The sequence below is a fragment of the Marinobacter sp. V032 genome (assembly GCF_052645435.1).
In genome coordinates this window covers 367,491-394,282 of record NZ_JBQXYE010000003.1, presented here as the reverse complement: position 1 = coordinate 394,282, position 26,792 = coordinate 367,491, and the positions used below count along the sequence as shown (strand labels likewise).

Annotated in this window: 31 protein-coding genes; 18 read left to right on the top strand and 13 right to left on the bottom strand. The window is 55.7% G+C overall.

The window, feature by feature from the left end; all coding sequences use genetic code 11:
* Positions 1 to 59: 59 nt before the first annotated feature.
* From ACUN9X_RS15620 to ACUN9X_RS15610, 3 genes are all read right to left on the bottom strand, one after another.
* Positions 60 to 1,013 carry an HlyD family secretion protein gene (locus ACUN9X_RS15620; RefSeq protein WP_260034617.1) on the bottom strand — a complete coding sequence of 318 codons (954 nt, stop codon included), beginning with the start codon at positions 1,011 to 1,013 and terminating at the stop codon, positions 60 to 62.
* 2 nt (positions 1,014 to 1,015) lie between these two features.
* On the bottom strand, positions 1,016 to 1,363 hold the full coding sequence (locus ACUN9X_RS15615) for a DUF3302 domain-containing protein (RefSeq protein WP_260034615.1): 348 nt from the start codon (positions 1,361 to 1,363) through the stop codon (positions 1,016 to 1,018).
* Positions 1,364 to 1,481: 118 nt separating this feature from the next.
* The gene (locus ACUN9X_RS15610) at positions 1,482 to 1,970 is read right to left on the bottom strand and encodes a winged helix-turn-helix transcriptional regulator (RefSeq protein ID WP_260034614.1); all 489 of its coding nucleotides are present in this window, start codon (positions 1,968 to 1,970) and stop codon (positions 1,482 to 1,484) included.
* A gap of 99 nt (positions 1,971 to 2,069) precedes the next feature.
* Between ACUN9X_RS15610 and ACUN9X_RS15605 the strand changes: the two genes are divergently transcribed.
* Together ACUN9X_RS15605 and ACUN9X_RS15600 are read left to right on the top strand one after the other, a co-directional pair.
* Positions 2,070 to 2,810 (top strand): SDR family oxidoreductase, encoded by a 741-nt coding sequence (locus ACUN9X_RS15605; protein WP_445473688.1) that lies wholly within the window; start codon positions 2,070 to 2,072, stop codon positions 2,808 to 2,810.
* Positions 2,811 to 2,871: 61 nt separating this feature from the next.
* A complete protein-coding gene (locus ACUN9X_RS15600) occupies positions 2,872 to 3,462 on the top strand; it encodes a 2-hydroxychromene-2-carboxylate isomerase (RefSeq protein ID WP_445473687.1) in 591 nt (196 codons plus the stop codon).
* Between the two features lie 17 nt (positions 3,463 to 3,479).
* On the opposite strand, the gene ACUN9X_RS15595 is transcribed toward ACUN9X_RS15600, so the two are convergent.
* Both ACUN9X_RS15595 and ACUN9X_RS15590 read right to left on the bottom strand, forming a co-directional pair.
* Entirely contained in the window at positions 3,480 to 4,292 is an 813-nt protein-coding gene (locus ACUN9X_RS15595) for a hypothetical protein (protein WP_260034611.1), read from the bottom strand.
* 208 nt (positions 4,293 to 4,500) lie between these two features.
* The gene (locus ACUN9X_RS15590) at positions 4,501 to 5,496 is read right to left on the bottom strand and encodes an NADP-dependent oxidoreductase (protein WP_260034610.1); all 996 of its coding nucleotides are present in this window, start codon (positions 5,494 to 5,496) and stop codon (positions 4,501 to 4,503) included.
* A 149-nt stretch (positions 5,497 to 5,645) separates the two neighbouring features.
* On the opposite strand from ACUN9X_RS15590, the gene ACUN9X_RS15585 reads away from it, so the two are divergent.
* Positions 5,646 to 6,557, top strand: coding sequence for a LysR family transcriptional regulator (locus ACUN9X_RS15585; protein WP_260034608.1), 912 nt, complete (start codon positions 5,646 to 5,648; stop codon positions 6,555 to 6,557).
* Positions 6,558 to 6,592: 35 nt separating this feature from the next.
* Here ACUN9X_RS15585 and ACUN9X_RS15580 read toward each other — a convergent pair whose 3' ends face one another.
* Entirely contained in the window at positions 6,593 to 7,909 is a 1,317-nt protein-coding gene (locus tag ACUN9X_RS15580; protein ID WP_445473686.1) for an MFS transporter, read from the bottom strand.
* Between the two features lie 172 nt (positions 7,910 to 8,081).
* Between ACUN9X_RS15580 and cyoA the strand changes: the two genes are divergently transcribed.
* From cyoA to ACUN9X_RS15530, 10 genes are all read left to right on the top strand, one after another.
* On the top strand, positions 8,082 to 9,101 hold the full coding sequence (gene cyoA, locus ACUN9X_RS15575; protein ID WP_260034606.1) for a ubiquinol oxidase subunit II: 1,020 nt from the start codon (positions 8,082 to 8,084) through the stop codon (positions 9,099 to 9,101).
* Between the two features lie 19 nt (positions 9,102 to 9,120).
* The gene (gene cyoB, locus ACUN9X_RS15570; protein WP_445473728.1) at positions 9,121 to 11,094 is read left to right on the top strand and encodes a cytochrome o ubiquinol oxidase subunit I; all 1,974 of its coding nucleotides are present in this window, start codon (positions 9,121 to 9,123) and stop codon (positions 11,092 to 11,094) included.
* A 1-nt stretch (position 11,095) separates the two neighbouring features.
* Complete coding sequence (cyoC, locus tag ACUN9X_RS15565; protein WP_260034605.1) at positions 11,096 to 11,719, top strand: cytochrome o ubiquinol oxidase subunit III; 624 nt, start codon at positions 11,096 to 11,098, stop codon at positions 11,717 to 11,719.
* The gene (gene cyoD, locus ACUN9X_RS15560; RefSeq protein WP_260034604.1) at positions 11,719 to 12,123 is read left to right on the top strand and encodes a cytochrome o ubiquinol oxidase subunit IV; all 405 of its coding nucleotides are present in this window, start codon (positions 11,719 to 11,721) and stop codon (positions 12,121 to 12,123) included. Before cyoC ends, cyoD begins: the two co-directional genes overlap by 1 nt.
* Positions 12,123 to 12,980, top strand: a complete 858-nt coding sequence (locus ACUN9X_RS15555) for an SURF1 family protein (RefSeq protein ID WP_445473685.1) — start codon at positions 12,123 to 12,125, stop codon at positions 12,978 to 12,980. The genes cyoD and ACUN9X_RS15555 overlap by 1 nt, the downstream gene beginning before the upstream one ends.
* Positions 12,973 to 14,322 carry an ATP-binding protein gene (locus tag ACUN9X_RS15550; protein WP_260034601.1) on the top strand — a complete coding sequence of 450 codons (1,350 nt, stop codon included), beginning with the start codon at positions 12,973 to 12,975 and terminating at the stop codon, positions 14,320 to 14,322. The genes ACUN9X_RS15555 and ACUN9X_RS15550 overlap by 8 nt, the downstream gene beginning before the upstream one ends.
* Complete coding sequence (locus ACUN9X_RS15545; RefSeq protein WP_260034600.1) at positions 14,312 to 14,848, top strand: response regulator transcription factor; 537 nt, start codon at positions 14,312 to 14,314, stop codon at positions 14,846 to 14,848. The genes ACUN9X_RS15550 and ACUN9X_RS15545 overlap by 11 nt, the downstream gene beginning before the upstream one ends.
* A gap of 137 nt (positions 14,849 to 14,985) precedes the next feature.
* Positions 14,986 to 15,399 carry a MarR family winged helix-turn-helix transcriptional regulator gene (locus tag ACUN9X_RS15540; RefSeq protein ID WP_260034599.1) on the top strand — a complete coding sequence of 138 codons (414 nt, stop codon included), beginning with the start codon at positions 14,986 to 14,988 and terminating at the stop codon, positions 15,397 to 15,399.
* Between the two features lie 24 nt (positions 15,400 to 15,423).
* Positions 15,424 to 16,302, top strand: coding sequence for an alpha/beta hydrolase family protein (locus tag ACUN9X_RS15535; RefSeq protein WP_445473684.1), 879 nt, complete (start codon positions 15,424 to 15,426; stop codon positions 16,300 to 16,302).
* 52 nt (positions 16,303 to 16,354) lie between these two features.
* The gene (locus ACUN9X_RS15530) at positions 16,355 to 16,795 is read left to right on the top strand and encodes a hotdog fold domain-containing protein (RefSeq protein WP_445473683.1); all 441 of its coding nucleotides are present in this window, start codon (positions 16,355 to 16,357) and stop codon (positions 16,793 to 16,795) included.
* 13 nt (positions 16,796 to 16,808) lie between these two features.
* Here ACUN9X_RS15530 and ACUN9X_RS15525 read toward each other — a convergent pair whose 3' ends face one another.
* Positions 16,809 to 17,762 (bottom strand): quinone oxidoreductase family protein, encoded by a 954-nt coding sequence (locus ACUN9X_RS15525; RefSeq protein ID WP_260034595.1) that lies wholly within the window; start codon positions 17,760 to 17,762, stop codon positions 16,809 to 16,811.
* A 382-nt stretch (positions 17,763 to 18,144) separates the two neighbouring features.
* On the opposite strand from ACUN9X_RS15525, the gene ACUN9X_RS15520 reads away from it, so the two are divergent.
* The 4 genes from ACUN9X_RS15520 to ACUN9X_RS15505 are packed head-to-tail and all read left to right on the top strand — an operon-like array spanning position 18,145 to position 21,617.
* A complete protein-coding gene (locus ACUN9X_RS15520) occupies positions 18,145 to 18,744 on the top strand; it encodes a paraquat-inducible protein A (protein ID WP_260034594.1) in 600 nt (199 codons plus the stop codon).
* Complete coding sequence (locus ACUN9X_RS15515; RefSeq protein ID WP_260034593.1) at positions 18,741 to 19,361, top strand: paraquat-inducible protein A; 621 nt, start codon at positions 18,741 to 18,743, stop codon at positions 19,359 to 19,361. Before ACUN9X_RS15520 ends, ACUN9X_RS15515 begins: the two co-directional genes overlap by 4 nt.
* Entirely contained in the window at positions 19,354 to 21,024 is a 1,671-nt protein-coding gene (locus ACUN9X_RS15510; protein ID WP_445473682.1) for a PqiB family protein, read from the top strand. The genes ACUN9X_RS15515 and ACUN9X_RS15510 overlap by 8 nt, the downstream gene beginning before the upstream one ends.
* Positions 21,021 to 21,617: a PqiC family protein gene (locus ACUN9X_RS15505; RefSeq protein ID WP_445473681.1), complete on the top strand. Its 597-nt coding sequence runs from the start codon at positions 21,021 to 21,023 to the stop codon at positions 21,615 to 21,617. Before ACUN9X_RS15510 ends, ACUN9X_RS15505 begins: the two co-directional genes overlap by 4 nt.
* 64 nt (positions 21,618 to 21,681) lie before the next feature.
* Here the strand turns inward: ACUN9X_RS15505 and ACUN9X_RS15500 are convergent, their stop codons facing one another.
* The 5 genes from ACUN9X_RS15500 to ACUN9X_RS15480 all read right to left on the bottom strand — a co-directional run bounded on the left by ACUN9X_RS15500 (position 21,682) and on the right by ACUN9X_RS15480 (position 25,058).
* Positions 21,682 to 22,131 (bottom strand): DUF302 domain-containing protein, encoded by a 450-nt coding sequence (locus tag ACUN9X_RS15500; protein ID WP_445473680.1) that lies wholly within the window; start codon positions 22,129 to 22,131, stop codon positions 21,682 to 21,684.
* 132 nt (positions 22,132 to 22,263) lie between these two features.
* Positions 22,264 to 23,043, bottom strand: a complete 780-nt coding sequence (locus ACUN9X_RS15495) for a hypothetical protein (protein WP_445473679.1) — start codon at positions 23,041 to 23,043, stop codon at positions 22,264 to 22,266.
* 200 nt (positions 23,044 to 23,243) lie between these two features.
* A complete protein-coding gene (locus tag ACUN9X_RS15490) occupies positions 23,244 to 23,645 on the bottom strand; it encodes a VOC family protein (protein ID WP_445473678.1) in 402 nt (133 codons plus the stop codon).
* Positions 23,646 to 23,717: 72 nt separating this feature from the next.
* Complete coding sequence (locus ACUN9X_RS15485) at positions 23,718 to 24,641, bottom strand: cation diffusion facilitator family transporter (protein WP_445473677.1); 924 nt, start codon at positions 24,639 to 24,641, stop codon at positions 23,718 to 23,720.
* An 84-nt stretch (positions 24,642 to 24,725) separates the two neighbouring features.
* Positions 24,726 to 25,058 (bottom strand): TraR/DksA family transcriptional regulator, encoded by a 333-nt coding sequence (locus tag ACUN9X_RS15480; protein ID WP_260034585.1) that lies wholly within the window; start codon positions 25,056 to 25,058, stop codon positions 24,726 to 24,728.
* A 113-nt stretch (positions 25,059 to 25,171) separates the two neighbouring features.
* On the opposite strand from ACUN9X_RS15480, the gene ACUN9X_RS15475 reads away from it, so the two are divergent.
* On the top strand, positions 25,172 to 26,170 hold the full coding sequence (locus tag ACUN9X_RS15475) for a ChaN family lipoprotein (RefSeq protein WP_445473676.1): 999 nt from the start codon (positions 25,172 to 25,174) through the stop codon (positions 26,168 to 26,170).
* A 1-nt stretch (position 26,171) separates the two neighbouring features.
* Here the strand turns inward: ACUN9X_RS15475 and ACUN9X_RS15470 are convergent, their stop codons facing one another.
* On the bottom strand, positions 26,172 to 26,735 hold the full coding sequence (locus ACUN9X_RS15470; RefSeq protein WP_260034582.1) for a hypothetical protein: 564 nt from the start codon (positions 26,733 to 26,735) through the stop codon (positions 26,172 to 26,174).
* Positions 26,736 to 26,792 lie beyond the last annotated feature (57 nt).

Genomic DNA, 26,792 nt, shown 5'->3' with positions numbered 1-26,792 from the left:
AATACAACTGAGGCCGGTTTCCCGGCCTCAGCGTTAACCTGAAAACACGCGCCACTGATTCAGTGGAACGGGAACAGGTAGTTCATCCAGGCGGACATTCGAAGCAGTATCTGCCGCATAATCGCAATATGGTGGAAATGATCGCTGTAAAGCGCCATTTGACCGTAAGCGCCGGCAGGAACCTGGCTCCGATACTGGTCAAATGAAGGATCAGTGATCCGGATGGTCACCGGAATCCGACCCGGCCCGGCGTCATCCTTGGCGAGAGTACCCGATGGCTGCAACTGCCCTTCTGCAAGAATAGGCAGAACTGAGTCGACCTCCCCGGAAAACACCTTCCCCGGAATACCATCCAGCGCAATCTCTGCTTCGTCACCCACTTCCAGTCTCAACAAGCTGTTCTGCCGGAACCAGCCGGTATAGATATCAGCCTCCTGATGTACAAAAATCATGGATGGACGTAATGGAAGACTGACGGCAATCATGCCCGGGCGCAAAAACACCTGGGATACGTAGCCCCGCGTCGGCGCGCGCACCACGGTCTCATCAAGATTGAACTGCGCAGCAACAAGCTGGTTTTTCAGATCGTCGTAACGCGCCTGGGCCAGATCCCGATCCCTGCGTGAACCCGCCCCGGTGCGCGCCAGTTTCGTGGCACGATCAAGGTCAAGCTTGGCAGACGTTAACTGAGCCGTCAGAGAATCCACAATTGCCCGGTATTTGGTCTGATCGAGCGTGAAGAGCACATCGCCTTTCTCAAGCAACACGTTCGCGGGCGCTTCAACGGAGTCAACGCGGCCTGAAATGGTCGGCACAATCGGCGTTGTGCGGGCATACTTGCGGGCCTGCTCGGAATACGGATGGTTGTAATTCATTATCACGATCAGCGAGCCCAGCAGAAAAATACCGCCAAGAACCGCTGTCGGTACCGTCCATTTGTTCAGGGGCACCTTGAACACTTTGAAAACGGCAATACTAAAAGCGGTGTAGGTCAGAATCAGGAGTACATCCACGATCAGTTCTCCTGGTCGTTGCTGGAAGAAGGTGACGCTTCAACCCGATCCAGCCGGGCTTTCAACTCTGCAACCTGCACTTCCAGATCTGCGAGATGGGTATGATCGGACCTGCCGTCCTGAAATCCCCAACCCCGATCCTTTCGGTAGAGCGTTGCCCAAACCCAAAGAAACGGCCACAGGATATGCAAGGTCAGCAGACTGACCCAGCCGGCAACATGAATCGCATCCTGATGGGGATGATTTCTGTGTTTGGCAATATCGTATGGAATATCGTGAATCACGATAACGCCGTAAAACAGCACGATCGCAACAAAGAACAGCAAGCAAAGCGCTACATAGTCGAGCATAGAAACCTCAGCCACTACCGAAAATTATTATGGATTTATGCGAACCCGAAACCCGGGTATTAAACCATAGATGTATTCTGGCAGGGATTGGCAAGTAATCTGAAAAATTACCGGAATGCTAGCCGATCTCTATTGGCATAACGTCTGTCGCCTGTGCCGCCCAGCCCGTACCTGGCTCAACTTTCACTTCCCTGGCACTAACGGGCTCACCGCATTCGGAACACACCATCACCGGCCGCATGACTTCGCCACAACCCTTGTGAATCCTGACGATGGGGGCACCACGATCATCTGCCATATGATGATCGCCCCAACTGACCAAGGCCATCAGGACCGGATGCAGATCAAGTCCTTTATCTGTCAGCCGGTACTCTTCCCGCCGCGGTTTATCCTGGTATGGCGCCTTGTACAACACCCCTTCATGAACCAGCTTCTTTAGCCGATCGGTCAGCACGTGGCGGGTAATCCCCAAACGTTTTTCGAACGCATCGAACCGCCGCACTCCGAGAAAACAATCCCGCAGCACCAGCAACGTCCAACGGTCACCCACCACCGACAAAGCCCGGGCAACGGAACAGGGCTGTTGATCCAGTTCTTCCCAACGCATGCTTCACCCTCCTTTTAGCGACAGCGATAGAATAACTTGACAAGTTCCAAAAAGGAACTGAGTATCAAGGTTCCAAAAAAGAACCTATGGAGATATGCCATGCCCAACTCACAAAACAGGCCACAGGTCGCCGTCATTATCGGCGCTGGTGACGCGACCGGTGGCGCCATTGCTCGCCGGTTCGCCCGGGAGGGTTTCACCGTCGCAGCCACCCGGCGTCAGGCTGATGCACTGCAGCCCCTCGTCGACACTATTGAGTCGGAAGGCGGCATCGCCCATGCCTTCGGTTGCGATGCGCGCGAGGAAAGCGCCATGGTCGATCTGTTCAACACGATCGAGCGGGATATAGGTGAGGTCGGTGTGGTGGTATTCAATATTGGCGCCAACGTGCGCTTTTCAATTACCGAAACCACTGCCCGGGTTTACCGCAAGGTCTGGGAAATGGCGGCGCTGGCAGGCTTCTTCACCGGGCGCGAAGCAGCCAGAGTGATGCTGCCCCGCAACCGCGGCACCATCATTTTTACCGGAGCAACGGCCTCACTTCGAGGGAGTAGTGGCTTTTCAGCATTCTCAGGCGCCAAATTCGCGTTACGGGCACTGGCCCAAAGCATGGCGAGAGAGCTTGGACCGCAGGGCATCCATGTGGCACATCCGATTATCGACGGTGCTATAGATACCGCATTTATTCGCGACAATTTCCCTGATCGCTATGCCCTGAAAGATCAGGACGGCATTCTCAACCCTGATCATATCGCAGAGCAGTACTGGCAGATTCACCGCCAGCCAAAGGACAGCTGGACCCACGAACTCGACCTACGCCCCTGGATGGAAACCTTTTGATTCCCTTAAATCAAACCTGTCCCGGATCTGCGCAAAAATGCACAAGAAATAGGAGCCACAAATGAGCAAGCGTATTGAGTTTTTCTTCGACGTTGGCAGCCCTGCCAGTTATATCGGCTGGACCCAAATTGCAGCCATTGCAGAGCGAAACAACGCCGAACTCGAGTGGAAGCCCATGCTTCTCGGTGCTGTATTTCAGGCCACTGGCAACCAGTCCCCTGCTGCTGTTCCCGCCAAAGGTCGCTACAGCCGGATGGACCTCCAACGCTACGCCCAGGACTATGGGGTCACGCTGAACTTCAATCCTTTCTTCCCGGTTAACACTTTGCTGCTGATGCGAGGCGCTGTGGCCTATATGGATACACCCCGTTTTCAGGACTACCTGAACGCCGTCTTCACCGGCCTCTGGATCGACGAGCTTGACATGGGTCAACCTGAAGTCGTCGCCAAGGTGCTGTCCAAAGCCGGCTTTGATCCACAAGAAGTACTGGTTAAATGCAACGATCAGGCGACCAAGGACAAGCTCAAGGCCATCACGTCAGAAGCAATCGAGCGTGGCGTATTCGGTGCGCCCACCACCTTTGTCGGTGATGAGATGTTCTTCGGTCAGGATCGATTGAATTTTGCAGAAAAAGCACTGAAGGCAGACTAAACTCAGGGCCAGTGGCGTCAGTCACTCTCCTGATAGGTCTTCAGTCGATTCAACCACCCCGGCAACCACTGTTCGCGTTCAATGGCTTTTTCGGCATTGGTTGCCCGGCGGGTCAGCACCGCTGCGGCGGCTTCCTGAAACTGGCCGAGGGCCGTATCGGCGTCGCTTTCACGCATTTGCTGCAATACCTGCAGCAAGCCCCAGCCCTGACCATTATAAGTCTCGGTTGGTGACAGTCCCTCGCCCTTGAAATTCACATAGTCCATTAACGCGTAGGCACCACCGGGTGTGGTACTGAGTGCGTCAATTCGTTGCCGGATTGCGTCCTGCTGATCCTCAGGGGCTGCACTGATCACCCGCTCGAGCGAAGATTGCGCACGCCTGAACATGAAATCGGCCTGCAGTCCCTGTGTCTGTTCCAGAAAACCCCGTAATTCGACAACTCGAGGGCTTCCTTCCTGCTCCAGAAAAGCGCTCCGGTCCGGCCAGGGTGCATCAAGCGGCTCCATTTCATCCAACCACTTCGGCAGCGTGGTTCCTCGCTTTCGCATAAAAGCGATCAGCTCCGGAAAGCTCTCCACAAACCGGCCATCAACGTCCTTCGGATACCAGATGAAGTGCCCTATTCCCAATGAGGGAAAGGCTTCGCCCTGATTCCAGTGGACCAGACATACAATCTTGCCTGCGCATTCATTCTGGAAGATCTTTTGCCCGACCTGTTGCAGCTGGGTGTCGGTCAGCGTGATTTTCGACAAAGGCTCATCTTCCGAGCAGCCGGCAAGCGACAAAGTCAGCAAGGCTATCAAAACAACCAGAAAGGGTGCACGCATGAAGGACTCGGTTTTACCTAACGGAATGGCCGCAGGACGATCTGAAGGCCGGAAACAATTGCGCAACAGTATGCGTGCCCGCGCATCGCTATGCACCTTGTGAGGCGTGAAAATTGTTTAACGGATAATCCAGAGGGGGAAGGAGAAGCTATCAGCCCCGCCGTTAACGAGGCTGATAGTTTGCGCGGGCGTTACCCGCGAATCAGGATCAAAGCTTAACGATCAGCTTGCCCTTGTTTTCACCCGTGAAGAACAGGTTCAGGCCGGTCATTGCAGACTCCAGTCCCTCCAGGATATGAGAGCGGTATTTGATCTGCCCTTTCTGCACGTAGGGCGTGATCTTTTCCAGCAGCTGCGGCGTTTTGTGGCGATGATCCGGCATTGTGAAGCCCTTGATCGTCAAGCGCTTGCGGATAATGTTCATCCAGTTTGGACCAGCGCTGGGCTGCTTGGCGGTGTAATCAGAGATCATCCCGCACACTACGATGCGGCCATGGGCGTTCATGCGTTCGAACACACGGTGCTGAATCGGGCCCCCGGTATTTTCGAAGTAGAGATCGATACCGTCTTTGGCCAGTTCGTTCAGTTTGGCCCCGATATCGTCTGTCTTGTAGTTGATCGCACCGTCGAAGCCCAGTTCGTTGACGATCCAGTCTGCTTTCTCGTCGGATCCGACAACACCAATGACTTTCAGGCCATCCGCCTTCGCCAACTGTCCGACGATGGAACCGACCGAGCCCGCGGCGCCTGAGACAACCAGGGTTTCACCCGGTTTCGGATCGCCTTCGCCATAGAGGCCCTGGGTTGCAGTCAGGCCCGGCAATGCGAAAACGGACAACACCATTTCGGGATCAAGATTGGAATCCACCTTGTTGACGCCTTTGCCATCACTGAGCGCATATTCCTGCCAGCCAAACATACCCATCACCTGATCGCCTTCGGCAAAATCAGGGTTGCGCGATTCAACCACTTTGCCCACGCCGGATGAACGCATCACATCGCCCAGCTCCACAGGCGGGATATAACTCTTGGTATCGGGCGACATCCAACCCAGCATCGCCGGATCCAGCGACATGTGGGTCTGTTTGACCAGGAATTGTCCGTCTTCCAACTGGGGCACTGTCTTTTCGACGACTTCAAACAGCTCCGGCCCAATGGATCCGGATGGACGTTTGACGAGATTGATTGCGGTATAAGTGCTCATAAACAGGTCTCTTTGGTCGAGTGCGTGTGTATACCACCATTATTGATGCCCATTTAGGTGCCTTAAAGTGCCATAAAAGCTAAACTTTATTGTCTTTAAGACAACAGTTGTGCGTTTAGCACTTTTAAAACCGACAAACAGGAGCCCCAATGGATCAGCTGCGCGCTATCCGGTACTTCGTAAAAGTCGCTGAAAGCGGCAGCTTCAGCCGGGCGGCGGAACATTTCGATGTGCCGCCCTCTTCACTGTCCCGCCGGGTTTCAGATCTGGAGGCAGCATTGGGCGCCACGCTGCTGAAACGCTCGACCCGCGTCGTAAAGCTCACGGAAATCGGTCAGCGTTACTATGCAGACGTCACCAACATTCTGCTTCAGCTTGAGGCCACCCACGAATCAATCAGCCAGTATCAAACCAGACCTATGGGGCAGCTTCGCATCAGCAGCCTGGCAGGCTTTGGTGATACCGTCGTTCTGCCGCTGATGGACCGCTTCAGTCTGTTATATCCGGACATTACGCTGGATATCACGCTCAGCGATTCACTCAGTGTACTGGGGCGGGATGAAGTCGATCTGGCGATTCGCGGGGGTTTTGCGCCGGATGAGCGGGTCGTAGCCCACCGACTGATGGACAATGAGTTTATTGCGGTTGCCTCACCGGCCTATCTCGAACGCTACGGTACACCCACGCACCCATCCGAACTGCAGCACCACAAAGGCCTGTTCTTTCGAACGCCTAACGGCCCCAACCCCTGGATGTGCGAGCTGGATGGCCGTTGGCAGGAGGTATCGGCTCCAGCTGTTGCGATCAGCAATGCCGGACGCTGGCTGATACAACGGGCAGAACGGGGTGAAGGGATTCTGATGCTGCCACGCTGGACACTGGGGCCCGCGCTGAAGGCAGGCACGCTGGTGCCACTGGAGATGGATATTCCGCTCAAGGTAACCCGAAACCCGAATCTGGCGATCTATCTGCTATACCAGAAAACGCGGTATCAGGTACCCAAGATCAAAGTGGCAGTGGATTTTCTGATGCGCGAAATTCCGAATCAGCTGGCGCTTTGAGGTCGCTCAACACTCTCGGCTGAGCGGCCCCTGATCTACTGTTCCTGCATATAGGATTTCTTGTTGAGCCAAAGCACCCCGAGTGTGCACAAGGCTCCGGATAGCAGGTAAAAAGTGACCGCTGACAGGCCGAACTCTACCGACAAACCCAGAGCGACCAGAGGCGCAAACGCAGCACCAGCCAGCCAGGCAAGATCTGCCGTCAACGCAGCGCCGGTATAACGGTACCTGGGTTCAAAGTTCGACGTTACCGCGCCCGATGCCTGACCGTATGACAGTCCCAGCAGAATAAAGCCGATAATGATGAACGCATCCTGACCGAACTCACCGCCCCCGATCATCATCGGCACAAACCCGCTGAACAGGGCTATCAGGAAGGCCAGCGAGCCCAGCATGGTGCGACGCCCCACCTTGTCTGCCAGTTTGCCCGAAAGAATGACGCAAACAGCAGCAAGGGCCGCGCCGACGATCTGGATAATGAGGACATCGCTGACGGTTCGCTCGGAATACAGCGTCATCCACGACAACGGAAATACGGTGACCATGTGAAACAACGCATAGCTCGCCAGCGCAGCGAGTGCGCCGATCAGAATCACACTGCCCTGAGACTTGGTGAGACGCGTCACGCTGGAGGGCTCAAGTTCCTTTTCATCCAGCAATTCCGAATAGTCATCGGTAGCAACCAGACGCAACCGCGCAAACAGGGCAACCACATTGATCGCGAAGGCGACGTAGAACGGGTAGCGCCAGCCCCACTCAAGAAACTCTTTCTGGGAGACGTTGACCAGCAGATAGGCAAACAGGCTGGCCGCCACCAGAAAGCCCACTGGCGCTCCTAACTGACCCAGCATCGCGTACCAGCCCCGTCGGCTAGGCGGTGCATTGAGCGCAAGGAGCGACGGCAAGCCGTCCCAGGAGCCCCCGAGAGCAACGCCTTGAGCGATACGGAACAGCGATAACAAAATGACAGCGGCGAAACCGATGTCCTGATAACCCGGCAGAAAGGCGATACCCGCTGTCGCAACCCCAAGGGCAAACAACGCGACGGTCAGCTTCACTTCACGCCCGAAACGGCGCTGCAGTTTCATAAAGATAACTGTACCAAACGGTCGCGCGATGAACGCAAACGAGAAAATCAGGAACGAGTAAAGAATTCCTGTCAGCTGTGACTCAAAAGGAAAGAAAACAGCCGGAAAAACCAACACCGACGCAATGGCGTAAACAAAGAAATCGAAATACTCCGACGCACGACCTATGCTGACGCCTATGGCGATCTCTCCGGGGGTGATCGGAGCATGGTCGTGAGAAACATCCGGGGGCATGGCACCACTTTGCACGTGGGTACTCGTCATGATCATCGCCTCTTTATTTGTCATTGTTGGCAATTGAACCTGCTATCGCTATCGCCTCTTCCTGATCAGTGTCCCCTCAAAGAGGGGGGGGGAGGACAAAGCGTCCAATCGCCGACTCAAATCAGATTTCGTACAATACGCAACTCTCAATCTCTATACTGGACCTGCTTGCATGTCTTTTCCAATACCTCGACGTGGATTACTTCTATTACCTCTCGCCCTCCTTGGAGGCTGTGACATGGTAGTAATGGACCCATCCGGTGATATCGCTTCCCAGCAAGCCCAGCTGATCGTTGTTTCAACGCTGCTGATGCTGCTGGTTATCGTGCCCGTCATCTTCCTGACTTTCTTCTTCGCATGGCGTTACCGTCAAAATAACACCGAGGCGACCTACGATCCTGAATGGGATCACTCAACCAAGCTTGAACTGGTCATCTGGGGAGCGCCACTGCTGATTATCATCGCGCTTGGCCTGATCACCTGGATCAGCACTCACAAGCTCGATCCCTACCGTCCACTGGACCGCATTGACGCTGAGCGTTCGATTCCCGAAGGCGTTGAGCCTATGACGGTCGAAGTGGTCTCGCTCGACTGGAAATGGCTGTTCATCTATCCAGAACAGGGCGTGGCCTCGGTCAACGAGCTGGTGACGCCGATTGACGTCCCCATCCGTTTCCAGCTCACTTCCGCCCGGGCGATGAATTCGTTCTATATTCCCGCGCTGGCCGGCCAGATCTATACCATGCCCGGCATGCGGACAACGCTTAACGCGGTGATCAACGAAACCGGCACCTTCAAGGGCTTCTCTGCAAACTACAGCGGTGCCGGCTTCTCGCACATGAACTTCGAATACCATGGCGTGTCAGATGGCGACTTTGAGGAATGGGTCAACAAGGTGCGATCCAATGGTGGGACCCTTGATCGGGATGAATACCAAGAGCTCGAGAAACCAAGCGAGAAAGACCCTGTCAGCTACTACGGCATGGTTGCCCCCGATCTTTACCACGCAATAGTCAATCGCTGTGTTGAAGAAGGCAGTGTCTGTATGGATGAGATGATGTCTCATCACAGCCACAGCAAACAGGCAAGCGCGGACACGATAACGCCTAATTTCTGCCTGGCTGAGTCACAACCTGGCACCGCGGTAAACACCCCGTCTCCATTTATTCAAGAGACTGAAAATGCAAGATAATACTGACCTGACTACGCTAATCTTCGGTCGTCTCACCTGGGAGTCGATTCCGTATCACGAACCCATCCTGGTAGCGACTTTCATCGCTGTCGCCATCGGCGGCATCGCTGTTCTCGGCGCCATGACTTACTACAAGTTCTGGGGCACGCTGTGGCGCGACTGGATCACCAGCATCGACCACAAGAAAATCGGCATCATGTATGTCATCCTTGGCCTTGTCATGCTGCTGCGAGGCTTCGCTGACGCCTTGATGATGCGCGGCCAACAGGCCATGGCGTTCGGTGAGTCAACCGGATACCTGCCGCCCGAACACTATGACCAGATCTTCACCGCCCACGGCGTGATCATGATCTTCTTCGTTGCCATGCCACTGGTCACCGGCCTGATGAACTATATCGTGCCTCTGCAGATCGGTGCCCGCGACGTTGCCTTCCCTTTCCTGAACAACTTCAGTTTCTGGATGACCACTTTTGGCGCCATGCTGACCATGATTTCCCTGTTCATCGGTGAGTTCGCCAAAACAGGCTGGCTGGCTTATCCGCCACTCTCCGGCATCCTCGGCAGTCCGGGGGTCGGCGTTGACTACTACATATGGTCACTTCAGATAGCCGGGATAGGCACATTACTATCCGGCGTCAACCTGATAGTGACCATCGTTAAAATGCGCGCACCGGGCATGTCCCTGATGAAAATGCCGGTCTTCACCTGGACAGCGCTGTGCACCAACGTCCTGATCGTTGCCGCCTTCCCGGTTCTGACCGCTGTTCTGGGCATGCTGTCCATGGATCGCATGCTGGGCACCCATTTCTTCACGAATGACATGGGTGGCAACATGATGATGTATGTCAACCTGATCTGGATCTGGGGCCACCCTGAAGTCTACATCCTGATTCTGCCGGCATTCGGCATCTTCTCTGAAGTGGTCGCCACCTTCTGCAGAAAGCGTCTGTTTGGCTACACCTCCATGGTCTACGCGACGGTGGTCATCACCATCCTGTCGTACCTGGTGTGGTTGCATCACTTCTTTACTATGGGATCCGGCGCCAGCGTTAACTCGTTCTTCGGGATAACAACGATGATTATCTCGATACCGACCGGTGCGAAGATATTCAACTGGCTGTTCACCATGTACCGCGGTCGTATTCGCTTCGAACTGCCGATGATGTGGACCATCTCGTTCATGATCACCTTCGTTATCGGTGGCATGACAGGCGTTCTGCTGGCTGTTCCATCTGCGGACTTCGTCCTGCACAACAGCCTGTTCCTGATTGCCCACTTCCATAACGTGATCATCGGTGGTGTGCTGTTCGGCATGTTTGCCGGCATCAACTTCTGGTTCCCGAAGGCATTCGGCTTCAAGCTCGATACCTACTGGGGCAAGTGGTCATTCTGGCTGTGGACCATCGGTTTCTACGTCGCCTTTATGCCACTTTACGTCCTGGGTCTGATGGGCGTGACACGTCGCCTCAGCCAGTTTGCTGACCCGTCACTGCAGATCTGGTTCCAGGTTGCCGCATTCGGCGCCGTATTGATCCTGGGCGGCATCCTGACATTCATCATCCAGCTGGTGGTCAGTTTCCGCCGTCGCGAAGCACTGAAAGATGTGACCGGCGATCCGTGGGAAGGCCGCACTCTGGAGTGGTCGACATCGTCACCACCGCCAGAATACAACTTCGCTTTCACCCCGGTTGTGCACGATACCGATGCGTGGGCAGACATGAAAAAGCACGGTTACGAGCGTCCGAAGGACAATTTCGTACCGATTCATATGCCCAAAAACACAGGCGCCGGTTTTGTTCTGGCAGCCATGAGTTTCGTCTGTGGCTTTGCTCTGATCTGGCACATGTGGCCACTGGCCTGGCTGTCATTCGGCGCCATTGTGATTAGCGCGATTGTTCACACGTTTAACTACAACCGTGACTACCATATCCCCGTGGAAGAAGTTGTCCGCGTAGAGGATGAACGCACACGTTTGCTGGACGGGTATGCCTGATATGACAACCACTACCGCCGGCACGAACAAAGTTCTGCCAAGCACTCACTTCTACGTTCGGGAACATCACCCCGAGCAAGGCACCCTGCTGGGGTTCTGGCTCTACCTGATGAGCGATTGCCTCATCTTCGCGAGCCTGTTTGCCACCTACGCTGTATTGGGCCAAAGCTTTGCCGGCGGCCCAAGCGGCAAGGAAATCTTTGAACTCCCACTGGTGGCGCTTAACACCGGTTTCCTGCTGATCTCATCAATTACCTACGGGTTCGCGATGCTGGAGATGCAGCGTAAGCGTGTGAACGCCACACTCCTGTGGTTGGCCGTCACAGGCCTGTTGGGTGCAGGCTTTATCGGCCTTGAGCTCTATGAGTTCACCCACCTGATCAACGAGGGCTATGGCCCTCAGCGCAGTGGCTTCCTTACCGCGTTTTTCGCGCTGGTCGGCACCCACGGCCTGCACGTCACCTTCGGCATTATCTGGCTGATCACGCTGATGATTCAGGTCAAGCGATTCGGTCTGACTACGGAGAACGGCCGCCGCCTGATGTGCCTGTCGATGTTCTGGCACTTCCTGGACGTGGTCTGGATCGGCGTTTTCACCTTCGTCTACCTGATGGGAGTTTTGTGATGAGCGAACATAATGCACACCCGGCTCATGGCGACGACCATAATCATGGTCACGATCATCATGACGACCACGCCAGTCACGGCAGCCTGAAGGACTACACCATCGGGTTTGTGCTGTCGGTAATCCTGACAGCCATCCCCTTCTGGCTGGTGATGGGCGATGTCATCGCAGATCCCGGCGTGACAGCCATCGTGATTCTGGCCTTTGCCGCAGTCCAGATCGTCGTTCACATGATCTACTTCCTGCATATGAACACGGAGTCAGAAGGCGGCTGGAATATGCTGGCGCTGATCTTCACCGTGATGCTGGTCGCGATCACCCTGATCGGCTCTATCTGGGTTATGTACCATCTGAACACCAATATGATGCCCGGCATGATGTCCGAGCCCACCCAGAAGATGTAATGGTTAATCAGCCGCACTCCGGCCCTGCCTCGTCACCCGGCGACGCAGGGCCACTTCCCCACTCGGTGACCAAGGTCGCCGTTTGGGCATTTCTCATACTTCTCGTCTTTGCCGGCTTTCTGGCACTCGGTACCTGGCAGGTCCAACGCCTGCACTGGAAACTCGATCTGATCGAGCGGGTTAATCAACGGGTCAATGCCCCTGCTGTAGACGCACCCGGCCCAAAAAAGTGGCCTGACATAACCGCAAAGAGCGATGAATACCGCCATGTCACAGCGACTGGCACATTCCTCTACGACCTTACGGCCCGGGTTCAGGCAACAACGGAGCTTGGCAGCGGTTTCTGGCTGCTGACACCACTGAAGCAGGCTGATGGCTCTATCATTCTCGTCAATCGCGGCTTTGTGTCGACCGGCACAACAGAATCACCCAAGCCGAAGAAGAACGAGGCAAACGGGATGACCCAGGTCACCGGTCTGCTGCGTATAACAGAGCCCGGTGGTGGCTTTTTGAGGGACAATGATCCGGCAACTGATCGCTGGCATTCCCGCGATGTCGCCGCTATTGCGGCGTCACGGGGACTCACTCAGGTTGCACCCTATTTCATTGATGCCGATGCAGGGCCTAACCCACCGGATCTCAATGCACTGAAAACGACCTGGTCAGAGCCTGTAGGGGGCCTCACCGTGATCTCGTTCCACAACAACCACCTTGGCTACGCGTTCACTTGGTATACTCTCGCACTGATGGTGGCCGCAGGCGGTTTGTGGGTTGGCAGTGAAGAACGCCGGCGCTGGCGTCGCCGTGCAGCGTCCAATTCCAGCAGTCACACCTCCCCGGAGCAGCCAGGTGACTGATTCTGCCAACACTCTGGCAAGCGAGAGCAGTTTGAAATCACGTTGGATAGCCGCTCATGGCGCAGGCATTTCGGGCGGCCGCAAGAACATGCAACTGCTCATCCAGTTACGCTGGATTGCAGTTGTCGGACAAATCACAACCATTTCGGTCGTCAGTCTGGCTTTCGGCTTCAAGCTCCCGCTACTGCCGATGATGACGGTTGTCGCCTGGCTGGTCATTTTTAACCTGTTCAGCCAGTGGCGCCTGGGCGCCGAACAAGCCGTGACCAACCGCCAGCTGTTCTCCGCCCTGCTACTGGACGTTGTCAGCCTGACACTGCAACTGTATTTCAGTGGCGGCGCTACCAATCCCTTTACCTTCCTGTATCTGCTTCAGGTCATCCTGAGCGCGGTCTTGCTTGAAGTCTGGTCGACCTGGATTGTTGTCGGGATTGCCGGGCTTTGCCTGTCGGGCCTGGCCGTGTTTTACATTCCGCTGCACCCTATGGTCGACAGCACTCACCCCTACTCTGCCCTCTATGTCGAAGGCATGTTGATCAGCTTCCTGCTGAACGCCATTCTGGTCGCCGTTGTGATCACCCGTATCACCCGCAACATGCGTTCCGGCGACGCCCAACTGGCCGACATGCGACAACGCGCAGCTGAGGAAGAGCACATTGTCCGAATGGGCTTGCTGGCTTCCGGCGCAGCCCATGAGCTTGGCACGCCGCTGGCAACTCTGTCGGTCATTCTGGGAGACTGGCGGCGAATGCCTGAACTCGAGCACAACGCCGAAATGCAGGAAGAAATCACCGAGATGCAGACACAGCTTCAGCGCTGTAAAACCATTGTCAGCGGCATCCTGCTGTCGGCCGGCGAGACGCGGGGTGAGTCATCGATGAAAACCACGCTCTGCACTTTTCTGGATGATCTTGTGCACGAGTGGCGTGCAATCAGGCCTATTGAGGTTTTTCTTTACGACAACCGCATCGAAGCCGACGTGCCTGTGGTTTTTGATACCGCGCTGAAGCAGATGATCTGGAACGTTCTTGATAACGCCCTTGAGGCCTCACCCCACTGGGTCAGGCTTGATGTCAGCCGCGAGAGCGACACCCTCAGACTGGTTATCACGGATACCGGCCCGGGCTTCCCCTCCGCTATGCTGGCCGAGTTCGGCAAACCTTACCAGTCGAGCAAAGGCAGGCCTGGCGGAGGCCTGGGCCTGTTTCTCAGCGTCAATGTTGCCCGTACACTGGGCGGCACGGTGACCGCGCGCAATCGCCCGGAAGGCGGCGCAGTGGTGCAATTGACCTTGCCTCTTGTGGCGATATCTCTCGAACAGGACCCAAGACATGGTATCTGAACGATTGCTGCTGATAATCGAAGATGACGAAGCATTTGCCCGCACACTGGCGCGTTCTTTCCGCCGCCGGGACTATGATGTACTGATCGCCTCCACCCGCGACGATGCCGTCGAACTGCTCAAACAACATTCTCCCGGTTATGCGGTGGTGGATCTCAAGTTAAGCGGCAGCTCCTCGGGGCTCGAATGTGTGCAGCTTCTGCACCAGCACGACCCCAAAATGCTGATAGTCGTACTAACTGGATTTGCCAGCATCAACACGGCTGTCGAAGCCGTCAAACTCGGCGCCTGCCAATACCTCGCAAAACCCTCGAACACCGACGATATCGAAGCAGCTTTCGGCCATGTGGCGGGCTCGGGCGAAGTAGAACTGACTAACCGCCCTACCTCCATCAAAACCCTGGAATGGGAACGCATTCATCAGGTACTGGCCGAAACCGACTTCAATATTTCCGAAACCGCTCGCCGGCTCGGCATGCACCGCCGCACGCTGGCCCGGAAGCTTGAAAAACAGCGAGTCAAATAAGCTAAACTCAAACCCATGCCCCCCCATGCTCCGCAATGGCGGCCTCCCCTATACCGAAATGCATCACATTTTCCGCTTGCCATTTATTACATATATAAACTATATTTAGTTCACACGTGTAGTAAATGGTAGAACAAATGGATCAGCGACTTTTCTATCTTCTCAATATCGCCCGTCACAAGGTGTACAAGTATGCAGACCAACAGAGCGAGGATGCCCTCGGGGTCTCAGTCACCCAGCTCGGCGCGCTAATGTTGATCGATCAGGATGATGGCTGCCTTCTCAAGGATGTCGCCAAGCGGCTCCACCTCAACAATTCAGCCCTTACCGGGTTGGCCACGCGCATGGTACAGAACGGGCTTGTAGAGCGTCGCGCCTGCGACAAAGACGGTCGCGCATCCCGCCTGCATCTGACCGAATTGGGGCGCAGCAAGATCGAAGAAGCCAAGCCACTGATCACGCAGTTGAATGCCGTTATGAAAGAAGGCTTCAGCGAAGACGAGGTGCAGGTCATTCTGCGTTTTCTAAACCGCCTGGTTACCGCCTTCTAACCCGATAAGCCTTCAGGAGCCTCCATGTCAGCTCAGGAGCAATCAATCGTCCAGAACGATTTTCAGACCCTTTCGCTGAATACACCGGCCGGTCACAAGATCAGCCTGCGCCTGTTTGCTGCCGATCGGCCCCGCTCGGTCGTCATCATCGCCGGCGCCATGGGCATCGCCCAGCGCTACTATGAAAAGTTCGCCCGCTATCTGTGCTCGCAGGGGTTTACTGCCATCACCTTCGATTATTTCGGTATGGGGGCATCCCTCGAGACGCACCTACGGGAGTGCGATACCTCGGTAATTGAATGGGCGACGGAAGACTGCAACTCGGTGATCGGATTTGCCCGCGAGCATTATCCTGAGCTTCGGTTGCAGTGGATTGGCCACAGCGTGGGCGGGCAGTTACTGGGCATGACACCTCGCGTCAACGAGTTAGATAATATTGTGACGATGGCGTGCGGCAGTGGCTACTGGCTTAAGAATTCGCCACCAACCAAGCGTGTGGCGTGGCTACTCTGGTATGTACTGGCTCCGATCAGCGTGCCGCTTTGCGGCTACTTTCCCGGCGTTCGGCTGAAAATGGTAGGCGACCTTCCGGCCAACGTGATGCGCCAATGGCGCCGCTGGTGCCTGAACCCGGAATATGCCGTTGGGGCCGAAGGCACCGTTATACGCAATCAGTTTGCTGCCGTTACTGTCCCGATCACCTCTGTCGCTTTTACCGATGACGAGATGATGTCCCGGCACAACGTGGAATCCCTTCACAGCTTCTACAGCAACGCACCCGTCACCCTGAAGCGCATAGCGCCGCAGGATATCGGCGAGCAGCACATTGGCCATCTGGGCTGGTTCCGTGAGCGCTATCGCGAATCCATCTGGGCGGGGCAACTGCTGCCGCTGCTCAGCTGAGTCCCGTTGCTATCACTGGCAAAACACCATAAAACCAAAAAGGAAATACACCATGAGTCAGTTTCTGAAGATGTTCGAACAGATGGGACCAGAGCAGTTTTCGGCCGGTATCGGTACGATTGCGCCCTACTTCTCTACAATTGATCCTGAAGTCACGGCACTTCGCCAGGGCTACGCCGCGCTGACCTTGCGGAACCAGAAGAAAGTGCACAACCACATTGGTACAGTCCACGCGATCGCCATGTGCAACGCCGCCGAACTGGTTGCCGGCATGGTGACCGACGCCAGCATTCCGGCAGGTGCGCGCTGGATTCCCCAGGGGATGACGGTGAAATATCTGGCCAAGGCTAAAACAGACCTGAACGTGGTTGCTGATGGCAGCGAGGTCGATTTCAGCAAGGAAGGAGACATTATCGTGACTGTCGGCGCCTACGACACCGACGATACACTGTGCTTTACAGCCGAGATCAACATGAATGTTAAGCACGGCTGAACACAGGTCCTTGTTACAACGTAAATACGATTCGGCCGCCGCCACTCCCGGTCCAGGCCGTCTCGACATCCGTCAGTGGCACTGCCATGGCATCAACCTGCAGGTTGGCAGAGTGAATGACCTTGAACATCTCACCAATGCATTTGACCAGTGCCGCATTGGAGACGCTACCAAGGCCACTGCCCATCAATTCAAGCCCGCTGCTGCGTAACGCGGCGGCAGGCAGATCAATGACGGCACCCCCCAAACCTCCGATATTCACGAAACGGATCCGTCTTCCGGCTTCACCCTCAGCATGATCAGCAGCAGCTGTCATCAGCGCCACGGCCGTTGGCCCCCACAGGTAATCAAGCACCACATCGACGCCTTCGGCGATTTCCCTGCGGAAGCAGTCCGTCAAAGCCTCAGGTGATTGGGCCAGCGGCACAAAGGTATCAGCGCCCAATGCCAGCAGCTCAGCCTCATAGTCCGGGTTGCGTCCGGTTGCAATCACCCGACCGGCGCCCAATTGTTTCGCGATCTGAATTGCCAGCCTGCCGGATGCGCCTGTGGCACCATTGACCAGAACCGACTCGCCCTTCTTCAGAAACGCACGTTCGGTCAGCGCGGCCCAGGAAGACATTCCCGGATTGGCGATTGCCGCAGCCATAACGTTATCGACTTCGTCCGGTAACGCCACGGTATAGTCTTTCTGGACAGCAACCTTCTCCGCCATTGCGCCAGCCGGTGCTTTCGGGAACGCAAAGTACACCCGTTGCCCGTTCTCGAGCGTCCCCACGCCATCAACTCCGGGAACAAAAGGCACCGTGGGGCTACTGTAGTGTTTGCCCAATGACTGGGCCCGAACCAGCTGACTTAATGCTGCGGCAGCCACTGTCACCACCACTTCATTGTCACCGGCAATGGGGTCATCGCATTCGGTGTATCGGGGCGGACGTTTGTAATCTTCCACAATGGCAGCTTTCATTTGTCAGCTCTCCTCCAATAATCCGTGACGCAGCCCTTGCTGCGAAATTGTGAAGACAATTATGGCACGGGTACTGACGCTGCCACTCTATTCGTCAGCCGTCGCGATGCTCTGTAGCAAGATTCTGCTCGTCGGGTGAAGAGCACTTTCACACTCAACGAGACCTGTCGCCAGGTACGGGCTATGCTTAAGGCGTCTCTCTGAATCAAGGGACGGCAACATGAACAAATCACCACTGGACAAAAGATCACTTATCTTTCAGTTTGTTGCAGAAATATCACCCCGTTTTCCGCTTTGGACCTGGCGGCGCATTCGGCTTTCAGGGAGCGCCCCGGCGGGCAGCCTTTTAGAGTCATAATCAGAGGTTTCCGGATCTGATCCGATGAGTTATCCGTCTGACATTATTATTTGCGAGTACTGCGATTCGGCCTACCACCGGCCACAACTCGCCCGTAACCAGAAAGCGACCTGTCAGCGTTGCGGCGGCATCATTGCGCGTCACCGGATGCTTTCGATTGACCAGGCTCTGGCTCTGAGCGTGACAGCGGCGCTGATGATGGCGGTCGTATGCTTTGTACCGGTGCTGTTCATTCGGGTTCAGGGGCAAGTGCACTCTGCCACCCTTCTGGATGCAAGCCTTGCGCTGGCTCAAGGCCCGATAGGTCTTATGGCGTTGACGGTTGCTTTCGCGACCCTGACAGTACCGATACTGCAGGTTTCGATGATGACCTGGCTATTTGCTTTTGCCCGTAAACATCAGCGGGCACCCGGCTTTCGTTGGCAGATGCGCGCGCTGGAAGCATTGCGACCCTGGAGCATGCTTGAGGTATTCCTGCTCGGCGCTCTGGTCAGCGTCGTGAAACTGTCGGGGCGACTGGATGTCTTTCCGGCAGTCGGCCTGTTTGCTCTGGCCGCGCTGAGTATGTTGATCATCGGCCTGGCAGGTCGCGACCTGCCGCTGCTATGGAACGACGCCCGATGAATCCGCCATTTGCCGCTGATCTGAATCTTCGCTTATGCCACAGCTGCAAGCTGAGCTGCTCACTGGATCAGTCCCCAGATAGCTGCCCTCGTTGTGGAGCCAGGCTCCATCACCGCAAGCCCAACGCGCTGTCCCGCACCTGGGCGCTGATGATTGCTGCGCTGGTGCTCTATATTCCAGCCAACCTGCTGCCCATCATGCACACCAGCTCTCTTTATAAAGAGTCGTCGCCCACCATACTGGGAAGCGTCGTGCAGCTCTGGCGGGGCGGTTCCTGGGACATTGCCGCCATCATATTCATTGCCAGCATTGGCGTACCGGTCACCAAGTTTCTGGTATTGACGCTCCTGCTGGTCACCGTCCAGACACGTCGCAATCTGGCGTCCTGTCGGGACCGGACCCGTCTGTTCCGTGCGCTTGAGCTGATAGGCTACTGGTCTATGCTCGATGTATTCGTGGCCGGACTGCTAAGCGCTCTGGTCCAGTTTGGCGTATTTGGCGTTATTGAGCCCCGGCTTGGTATTCTCTTCTTCGGTATAGTGGTCATATTAACAATGCTGGCGACACTGTCCTTTGATCCACGATTGATATGGGATAACAATCACGACCATGAATGATGGCCGAACGAACAACCAGGCAGGTGATGCCGATATCCGCACCCGACGCTGGGGACTTTCGCTGGTCTGGCTGGTGCCCATTGTCGCGGTGCTGATTGGGCTGTCCATGCTGTACCAGTCCTGGCAGCAGTCCGGCCCCACCATCAAAATCACGTTCCAGACTGCCGGCAGCCTGACCGCAGAAAAATCGCCAATCAAGTATCGCAACGTGGTGATTGGCGAAGTCACCGACGTCACACTCAGCAAGGATCACAAAAACGTCATTGTCACCGCTGAACTGAACCGCGAGGCGGCATCGTTTACCCGGGAAGATTCCCGCTACTGGGTCGTGCGACCGCGCGTCGGCGCCGAAGGGGTCTCCGGCCTCGATACCCTGCTTTCCGGTGATTTTATTGCTGCGGATCCTGGCACATCATCCAAGCGCTCGGAGACGTTCAGCGGTCTTGAGTCTCCGCCACCGGTCACCTACGGCGAGCCCGGCACCCGGTTTCGGCTGAAAGCCCGCAACCTTGGCTCGCTGGATATCGGATCCCCTGTCTACTTCAGAAAGGTGCGGGTGGGCCAGGTCGTCTCATTCAAGCTCGATGAATCCGGTGACGGCGTAAATCTCGATATTTTCGTCAACGCGCCAAACGACAAGTTCGTCACGTCGGATACCCGGTTCTGGAATGCCAGCGGCATCAAGGTCGGCGTCAACGCAAACGGACTTGAAGTGAACTCTGAATCGCTACTATCAGTGCTCTCCGGAGGTGTCGCCTTTGGCTCCCCCCCGAAGTCCGACGACACACCGGCTGACCCGGTCGTTACGAGCGACAACCAGTTTCAGTTATTTGATGATCAGGACACCGCATTCGCCCCTGGAAAAGGACCTTCACAGGCTATCAGCATGCGGTTTGATCAGTCGCTAAGAGGCCTGAGCAGTGACGCACCAGTGTATTTCATGGGTAAGAAAATCGGCGAAGTGAGTACAGTTTCACTGGATTACGACGAACAGAACAGAACCTTCCCCGTCATTGTGGAAGCCGATGTGTATCCGCGACTGATGGGCAAAGCCTATCGCAAACTGACCCAGTCGCAATCAGGCAAGAACAGCCAGAAAGACGCCGTTCTGATGATGTTCGACCAGTTTGTTAAACAAGGCCTGAAGGCAGAGGCACGCAAAAGTAACCTGCTAACCGGCCAACTGCATATAGCACTCGAGTTTCACCCGGACGACGCATCAGAAACCGTCCGGATGGACACCAGTGGCAAGGTGGCGGTGATTCCCACCCGCGCCACCAGTCTCGACAAGCTGCAAGATCAGCTCGCTGACCTGGTTGAGCGATTCAGCGCTATTCCGTTTGAGAGCATGGCCGCCAACCTTGACGGCAGTCTGGCCGAACTCAAGAAGACATTAGCCAGCGTCAACAATGACGTGCTGCCTTCAACCCGCACAACGCTGGAAGGCATCGATGAACTGATGTCCCAAATGAAAACCACCTTGCAAACAGCGACCGACAGCTTTGCTTACGACTCGCCCGAGCGTCAGCGCATTGGCCAGGCGCTCGATGAGCTGGAACGTATGTCCCGCTCGGTTCGCGAACTGTCTGACTATCTGCGCCGGCACCCGGAAGCGCTGATTCGAGGCCGGCCAGAGCAAGACTCGACAGGAGTAACCCGATGACAGCGGCAAATCCAAACGGCCTCTATCGCGCAGCCTGTGCCGCCTTCGCCGCTGCACTGCTATTAATGGCAGGCTGCAGTAGCAGCCCGCAACTGCACTATCACACGCTGGTGCCCTTGCCTCAGACTTCTACGGAAAGTGATACCGGCAACGGGATCTCTATCGACAATGTGAGCGTGCCGCCACAGGTGGACCGCAGCGAACTGGTCATACGCCGGGATGTTAGCGGCCTTGTTGTGCTGGAATCCGAGTGGTGGGGAGCGCCGCTGGCAGACGAAATCCGTAGCGCACTGGCGACCCGATTCTCCAGAGCGGGTAGCCAAACGACCTCCATGAGCGTTTCGGTTACCGTCACTCGGTTCGATTCGGTGCCCGGGCAATACGCCTGGCTCGACGCCCGCTATCTGCTTATCGATCACGAAACCGAAGGAGGTTCCCGCCTGACGTGCAATACCCGCTTACGAAAAACGGCACCGGACGGCATAGACCCGCTGGTAAAAGCCCATCAGGACAATATCCAACAGCTTGCCGATCACATCATTGCTGCGGCGGGCCGGCTGCAAGCCGACGGTGCGACAGCGCCCTGCCCTTAACGGCTAAGTCTGACAGGCAGTGAAGCTGAATCTGGATAGCTGCCGATGCCCGGCAGCTTCAGACTCACTGAGTCGCCGCTTCCGCGAACTTGCCAAGCGCACCGTCTATCTTTTTGAGCACGGCATCGCAGCCCTCAATAGCGTGGCGCTTGCGCAAAAACTCGGGATCGTTATACCCCAGCCAGACCTGCCCGTCAGCGTCTTCCCAGATCAGCGCTTTTTGCGGCAAATCAATGGCGACACTTTGTTCGCACTGCATCAGTGGCGTGCCGACTTTCGGGTTACCGAAAATCACCAGTTCCGTCGGCCGCAAATCCAGGCCGGCTTTTTTGGCGCCTTCAGTATGATTTACACGCGTAAAGACCGTCATTCCCTTCTGGTTGAGAACAGTCTCCAGCTTGTCAGCCGTCTCTTTGACACTGTGCTGACTCTTGACCGTCACCAGGCCTGCGGCGGCCAGTGTGAAAGGTGAAACGAGGAATAGAACGGTAAATACGAGCAGATGTTGGCGCATGGGGATTCTTCCTGAAGATAGAGTCGAGGTGTTGCTAAAGCGTAGTTGAAGCTCCATAGGTCTCAAGCCACAGGGAATTCAAAGCCGCCTGTTCGCACAAGACTGTTACCGGAGCCAGACTAGCTCAGCAGATCACTCCCCCACGAATCTAACGGCCACATTTTCTGCTGCGGCGCCAAAGACCAGCATACCGCCAACGTCATCAGGTATGAAGATGCCCGTACCCTCATATTGTCCATTGCGAGGATCCGGCTCGGTTCCACTCTTACAGCCCGACGCAGTGAAATCCACCAGAATGATATTAACAGAGGGGTCCGGCACGGTTAACGCACCGTCGAAAGCGCATGCACTACCGTCACTCCCAGACAGATCGCCATTTGATTCAACCGTAAAGGCAATGGCCGGGTTAGCACCATCATCCATCATATAGGTGCCCTGGGCAGCAATTGCATCGAGCGTCACGCCAATATCAGATGCGTCGTTATCGCGCTTAAAATCGAATGTCAGGGATGTCCCATCTGATTCGGTTTTAAGTATCATCGTTTGCGGGGAAGTCACCGTACCGGTCGTTGGCAGATCGGCCGAAACACCACTTCCGCCTGACAGAAAGGCTCGCCCCGTTGCCGTCAAAGTACCGTCACCTTTGAACGTGATGTCTCCTGCAATGAATCCGCCACCGACCGATGTTAAATACCGGCCCGTAGGACTCAAAAACAACAAAGATTCGGCCGTGGAATCATCATTCCCATTGGTAGCAACACCTTCATAAACGCCGGCGCGGGGAGCAGGCGTCACATTGCTCTCATTGTTATTATCGCTACTACCACTGCCTCCCCCACCACACGCACCCAAGAAAAGCAGCGCGCCAAACAACCCAACACGCACGAAAAAAGCATTCAGTGATCGAAGCATTAACACCTATCCTCGCCAAACATCATGACGGCTAATCGAAGCCAATAGCGCAGCACGGCAACAGCCACGACAGCGCCGTAAAGTGGCGCTCGTCTGACTGTCATCGTTCTGTAAACTATAGACGAAGAGCGGGATTGGCGATGTTAAACATCGTCTAACAATGCGAAATTGGGCGCCAGTCATCAATACCGGCGACGTTTTCAGGACGGATCGGGACCGATCCAGACAAACGGGTTATGGGCGATCTCCCAGAGGTAGCCGTCCGGGTCTGAAAAGTAGCCGGAGTAGCCTCCCCAGAACACTTTCTGTGGCTTTTTAATCTCCGTCGCCCCGGCTGCGATAGCGTCTGCCATCATGGCATCAACTGCCTGTTCCGAATCGAGGTTATGGGCAATGGTGAAACCGGGGAACGCTGCCTTTTCGCCTACAGGTACGCCCACATCTTCTGCCAGCGAGGCTCTGTTAAAGAGCCCCAGCCAGGTGCCATTAAGGGTGAAAAAGGCGACTGAAGGGGGTGAATCCAGTTGCGGCAGCCCCAGGCCATCGCGGTAAAAGCTGACCGCGCGCGCAAGATCATCTACTCCCAGGGTTAACATGCTCATTCGGGGATCCATAAACGCCATCCTTGTTAATGTCGGAGTACGGGTTGCACCGGCAGCCCACCTGTCCGGGCCTCAGCAATGCCCCGGTACAGGGCAGCCTGATTGATCACGCTCCCACTGAATGGTGACGTGCGTGATATTAAACGTGCTGCGCAGCTGTTTCTGGATGTCATCCAGCAGCACATCGTCGGAATCCGGTTCAGGCTTCACCAGATGCGCCGTTAACGCATTCTCGGTGGTGCTCATGGCCCATATATGCACGTGGTGAACGCCATCGACACCCGGCGATTCCCGCAGCACCCGGTGGACCTCATCGGGATCAATGCCCGCAGGTACCGCATCCAGACTTAGATTCAAAGACTCCCGCAGAAGCCCCCAGGTGCCCACCAGGATCACCATTACGATCGCCAGGCTCACGACCGGATCGATCCATGTAGCGCCGGTCCAAAGGATCAGCACACCGGCCAGGGCTACGCCAACGGACACGCCCGCATCAGCGGCCATGTGCAGAAAAGCGCCCCGGATATTAAGATCCTCTTTCTGCCCGGCCATAAACAGCATCATCGTCGCCGCGTTGATCACAACGCCGACCAGGGCCACCACAATAACCGTCACGCCTGCGACATCCTGAGGCTCGGTAAACCGGCGAATCGACTCCCAGGCGATACCGCCTACCGCCACCATCAGGATCAGCGCGTTGAGAAGTGCGGCCAGAATTGTGCTTTTCTTCATGCCGTAAGTGCGCCACTTGGTGGCCTTGCGCTGAGCCAGCCACGCGGCACCCCACGCCAGCGCCAGCCCCATTACATCACTCAGGTTGTGGCCGGCATCCGCCAGCAACGCCATTGACTCGGCCATCACCCCGTATACCGCTTCGACAACCACGAAGACGAGATTCAGGATAATACCGATCGCAAAGGCGCGATTATGTGTCACACCATGGGCGTGTCCGCCGTGGCTGTGACCTGCGTGTGAATGGCCGTGGCTATGCCCCATGAAACGCTCCCCTTTCAAATGATGTGGCGCTATCTATAAAGGTTGTAACCACTTCAGGGTCAAGGCTTTGCTGAAAGCGACAGATTATTCCTCTTCCATTTTCTCGGCGCAGGCCACGCACACTGTCGATTGGGGCAGCACTTTCAAACGCTCGGGATTAATCACTTCACCGCAGAGTTCACAGCCATCGCCATCACCGTTTTCAATCCGCTGCAGCGCCTTTTCAACCTGTATCAGCTCTTCCCGTGCTTCGAGATCGAGCCCGTCCACCACTTCATCGTTCTGACGCTGTACCGCCTGTTCTGCAAAATCAGCCTCCAACGCACCATCATCACGATGCTGATGGGCTGAATAGCGCTCTATCCTCTCTTTCAGCTCCTTTCGGAGCGCTTCGAGAAACCCTTTGCGATCTGGCATGGTAGGATCCTTTTCAACGTTATCATCAAACGACTCCTTTATAAGAATAGGTCGATTTCAGCCAAACGATACAGTTTTCGGCCAAGCACGCGGGCCTGTCCCGGAGGAACCGAATGATCCCTTTGAAGCACCTGTTGACCGGCATTCTCGCCGGACTGATGACCGCCTGCGCCAGCACCCAAAATCCTGATCCTGATTCCGACATGAGGCAGCTGACCGGGCTCTATGACTATCGCATCATCGACCCGGACACGGACAAAACGCTCAGCGTCACCGCATTGGCCGATCAGTGGCAGGATGCAGACGTGATCATCATCGGCGAGTTTCATGGCCATAACGGCGCCCACCTGCTTGAAGCCCAGCTGCAAAGCGCGCTCTATAAGTTGAGACCCAACCAGGTACTGTCGATGGAACAGTTCACAGTCGATCATCAAACGGCCGTCGATCGTTACCTTGCAGGAGAAACGGGTGAAGAAGAACTCATCAAAGAAGGTGCGGCATGGAACAACTACAAGGCCTCTTACCGCCCCCTGGTCGCATTTGCTGCAGACCATCACTTACCTGTCGTTGGGGCCAATGCGCCGGCAGACATGGCCAGATGCGTCGGACGAGAGGGAAAGCAGGCTATCGACGGGATATCGGCAGATAAGCAACAGTGGTTGCCAACGAACCCCCTATTCAGCCCGCCGGGTTACCGGGAGCGCTTCTTTGGCGCAATGGGCGGGCATCATGGTAATACCGGGGACCCGCGACTGGAGAACAGCTATCTGGCGCAGTTGCTGCGGGACAACACCATGGCAACGAGCATCGAACGAGCACTGGCCGAGCAGCCCGGCGACCAGGTGATTCACCTTACCGGCACCTTCCACAGTGAAGGTCGCTCGGGCACGGTGGCCGCCCTGCTCCATCGTTCCCCTTCACTCAATATAAAGGTACTGAGCCCTGTGATCGCAGACGATCCGCGGGTCCCCGCACTGGAAAAAGCAGATCGGGTAAAAGGCGATGCCGTCTACCTGCTCTATCCTCTACCAGACGAATACAAAAGTGATGACGCCAGAAACGCGGCCATTGCAGAAAGGTTCAAGCAGGCCCCGCAACCGGCGTGTGACTGATTTACGCAGGCAGGGTTGGCAAACGACGCCGGATACGACCCAGGCCCGCCATTAGCAACCCCAAAGCCAGCAATAAACCGCTGGCCGGCTCTGATACCTGCGCAATAATTCCTTTGGTGAATTCGCCCTGGAAAAACCAGGTGCGATCACTGTTAGCCAGATAATTATATTGCTCTACTGCGTTCTCAAAGTAATCAAGCGGGTTACCTTCGGTTGGCACAAAAAACAGATCGAGGAACATCTCCACACTGTATCCGGAATCCGTCACCACGAAGTTTGTAGACATCAGGTCGCCGTCATCAACCGACCACCCATCGGCGTAGGGCGTGAGCTGAAGGCTGCCCGACCAGTTCACATCAAAATCGGCGGATGATAGCGACAAGGCCAGAAGCGTATTCTGATCCGTATCCAGCAGAAGACTACCCACTCCAGCCTCGGGGGCAGGCGAACAGCCAGTATTGCAGTCCGTCACATCGGTATAGGCAAATGCGTAGTCATACTGAATCATGGACGCCGATACAGGACCGCCAACAAGCAAAAGAAGAAAACTCACTAACCGAAACATGGTTCCATCCTTGAAACATTCGATATCAACATTGATCAATTAATATACCACCCTGCC

Bases quoted from the DNA above. Each gene is read 5' to 3' on its own strand.
- ACUN9X_RS15505 (WP_445473681.1), top strand. From the start codon at position 21,021: ATGACAGCGGCAAATCCAAACGGCCTCTATCGCGCAGCCTGTGCCGCC.
- ACUN9X_RS15515 (WP_260034593.1), top strand. From the start codon at position 18,741: ATGAATCCGCCATTTGCCGCTGATCTGAATCTTCGCTTATGCCACAGC.
- ACUN9X_RS15495 (WP_445473679.1), bottom strand. From the start codon at position 23,043: ATGCTTCGATCACTGAATGCTTTTTTCGTGCGTGTTGGGTTGTTTGGC.
- ACUN9X_RS15545 (WP_260034600.1), top strand. From the start codon at position 14,312: ATGGTATCTGAACGATTGCTGCTGATAATCGAAGATGACGAAGCATTT.
- cyoD (WP_260034604.1), top strand. From the start codon at position 11,719: ATGAGCGAACATAATGCACACCCGGCTCATGGCGACGACCATAATCAT.
- ACUN9X_RS15500 (WP_445473680.1), bottom strand. From the start codon at position 22,131: ATGCGCCAACATCTGCTCGTATTTACCGTTCTATTCCTCGTTTCACCT.
- ACUN9X_RS15610 (WP_260034614.1), bottom strand. From the start codon at position 1,970: ATGCGTTGGGAAGAACTGGATCAACAGCCCTGTTCCGTTGCCCGGGCT.
- ACUN9X_RS15475 (WP_445473676.1), top strand. From the start codon at position 25,172: ATGATCCCTTTGAAGCACCTGTTGACCGGCATTCTCGCCGGACTGATG.
- ACUN9X_RS15480 (WP_260034585.1), bottom strand. From the start codon at position 25,058: ATGCCAGATCGCAAAGGGTTTCTCGAAGCGCTCCGAAAGGAGCTGAAA.
- ACUN9X_RS15590 (WP_260034610.1), bottom strand. From the start codon at position 5,496: ATGAGCACTTATACCGCAATCAATCTCGTCAAACGTCCATCCGGATCC.
- ACUN9X_RS15615 (WP_260034615.1), bottom strand. From the start codon at position 1,363: ATGCTCGACTATGTAGCGCTTTGCTTGCTGTTCTTTGTTGCGATCGTG.
- ACUN9X_RS15585 (WP_260034608.1), top strand. From the start codon at position 5,646: ATGGATCAGCTGCGCGCTATCCGGTACTTCGTAAAAGTCGCTGAAAGC.
- ACUN9X_RS15540 (WP_260034599.1), top strand. From the start codon at position 14,986: ATGGATCAGCGACTTTTCTATCTTCTCAATATCGCCCGTCACAAGGTG.
- ACUN9X_RS15525 (WP_260034595.1), bottom strand. From the start codon at position 17,762: ATGAAAGCTGCCATTGTGGAAGATTACAAACGTCCGCCCCGATACACC.
- ACUN9X_RS15490 (WP_445473678.1), bottom strand. From the start codon at position 23,645: ATGAGCATGTTAACCCTGGGAGTAGATGATCTTGCGCGCGCGGTCAGC.
- ACUN9X_RS15555 (WP_445473685.1), top strand. From the start codon at position 12,123: ATGGTTAATCAGCCGCACTCCGGCCCTGCCTCGTCACCCGGCGACGCA.
- ACUN9X_RS15600 (WP_445473687.1), top strand. From the start codon at position 2,872: ATGAGCAAGCGTATTGAGTTTTTCTTCGACGTTGGCAGCCCTGCCAGT.
- ACUN9X_RS15605 (WP_445473688.1), top strand. From the start codon at position 2,070: ATGCCCAACTCACAAAACAGGCCACAGGTCGCCGTCATTATCGGCGCT.
- ACUN9X_RS15510 (WP_445473682.1), top strand. From the start codon at position 19,354: ATGAATGATGGCCGAACGAACAACCAGGCAGGTGATGCCGATATCCGC.
- ACUN9X_RS15520 (WP_260034594.1), top strand. From the start codon at position 18,145: ATGAGTTATCCGTCTGACATTATTATTTGCGAGTACTGCGATTCGGCC.
- cyoC (WP_260034605.1), top strand. From the start codon at position 11,096: ATGACAACCACTACCGCCGGCACGAACAAAGTTCTGCCAAGCACTCAC.
- ACUN9X_RS15530 (WP_445473683.1), top strand. From the start codon at position 16,355: ATGAGTCAGTTTCTGAAGATGTTCGAACAGATGGGACCAGAGCAGTTT.
- ACUN9X_RS15535 (WP_445473684.1), top strand. From the start codon at position 15,424: ATGTCAGCTCAGGAGCAATCAATCGTCCAGAACGATTTTCAGACCCTT.
- ACUN9X_RS15595 (WP_260034611.1), bottom strand. From the start codon at position 4,292: ATGCGTGCACCCTTTCTGGTTGTTTTGATAGCCTTGCTGACTTTGTCG.
- ACUN9X_RS15580 (WP_445473686.1), bottom strand. From the start codon at position 7,909: ATGACGAGTACCCACGTGCAAAGTGGTGCCATGCCCCCGGATGTTTCT.
- cyoA (WP_260034606.1), top strand. From the start codon at position 8,082: ATGTCTTTTCCAATACCTCGACGTGGATTACTTCTATTACCTCTCGCC.
- ACUN9X_RS15470 (WP_260034582.1), bottom strand. From the start codon at position 26,735: ATGTTTCGGTTAGTGAGTTTTCTTCTTTTGCTTGTTGGCGGTCCTGTA.
- ACUN9X_RS15485 (WP_445473677.1), bottom strand. From the start codon at position 24,641: ATGGGGCATAGCCACGGCCATTCACACGCAGGTCACAGCCACGGCGGA.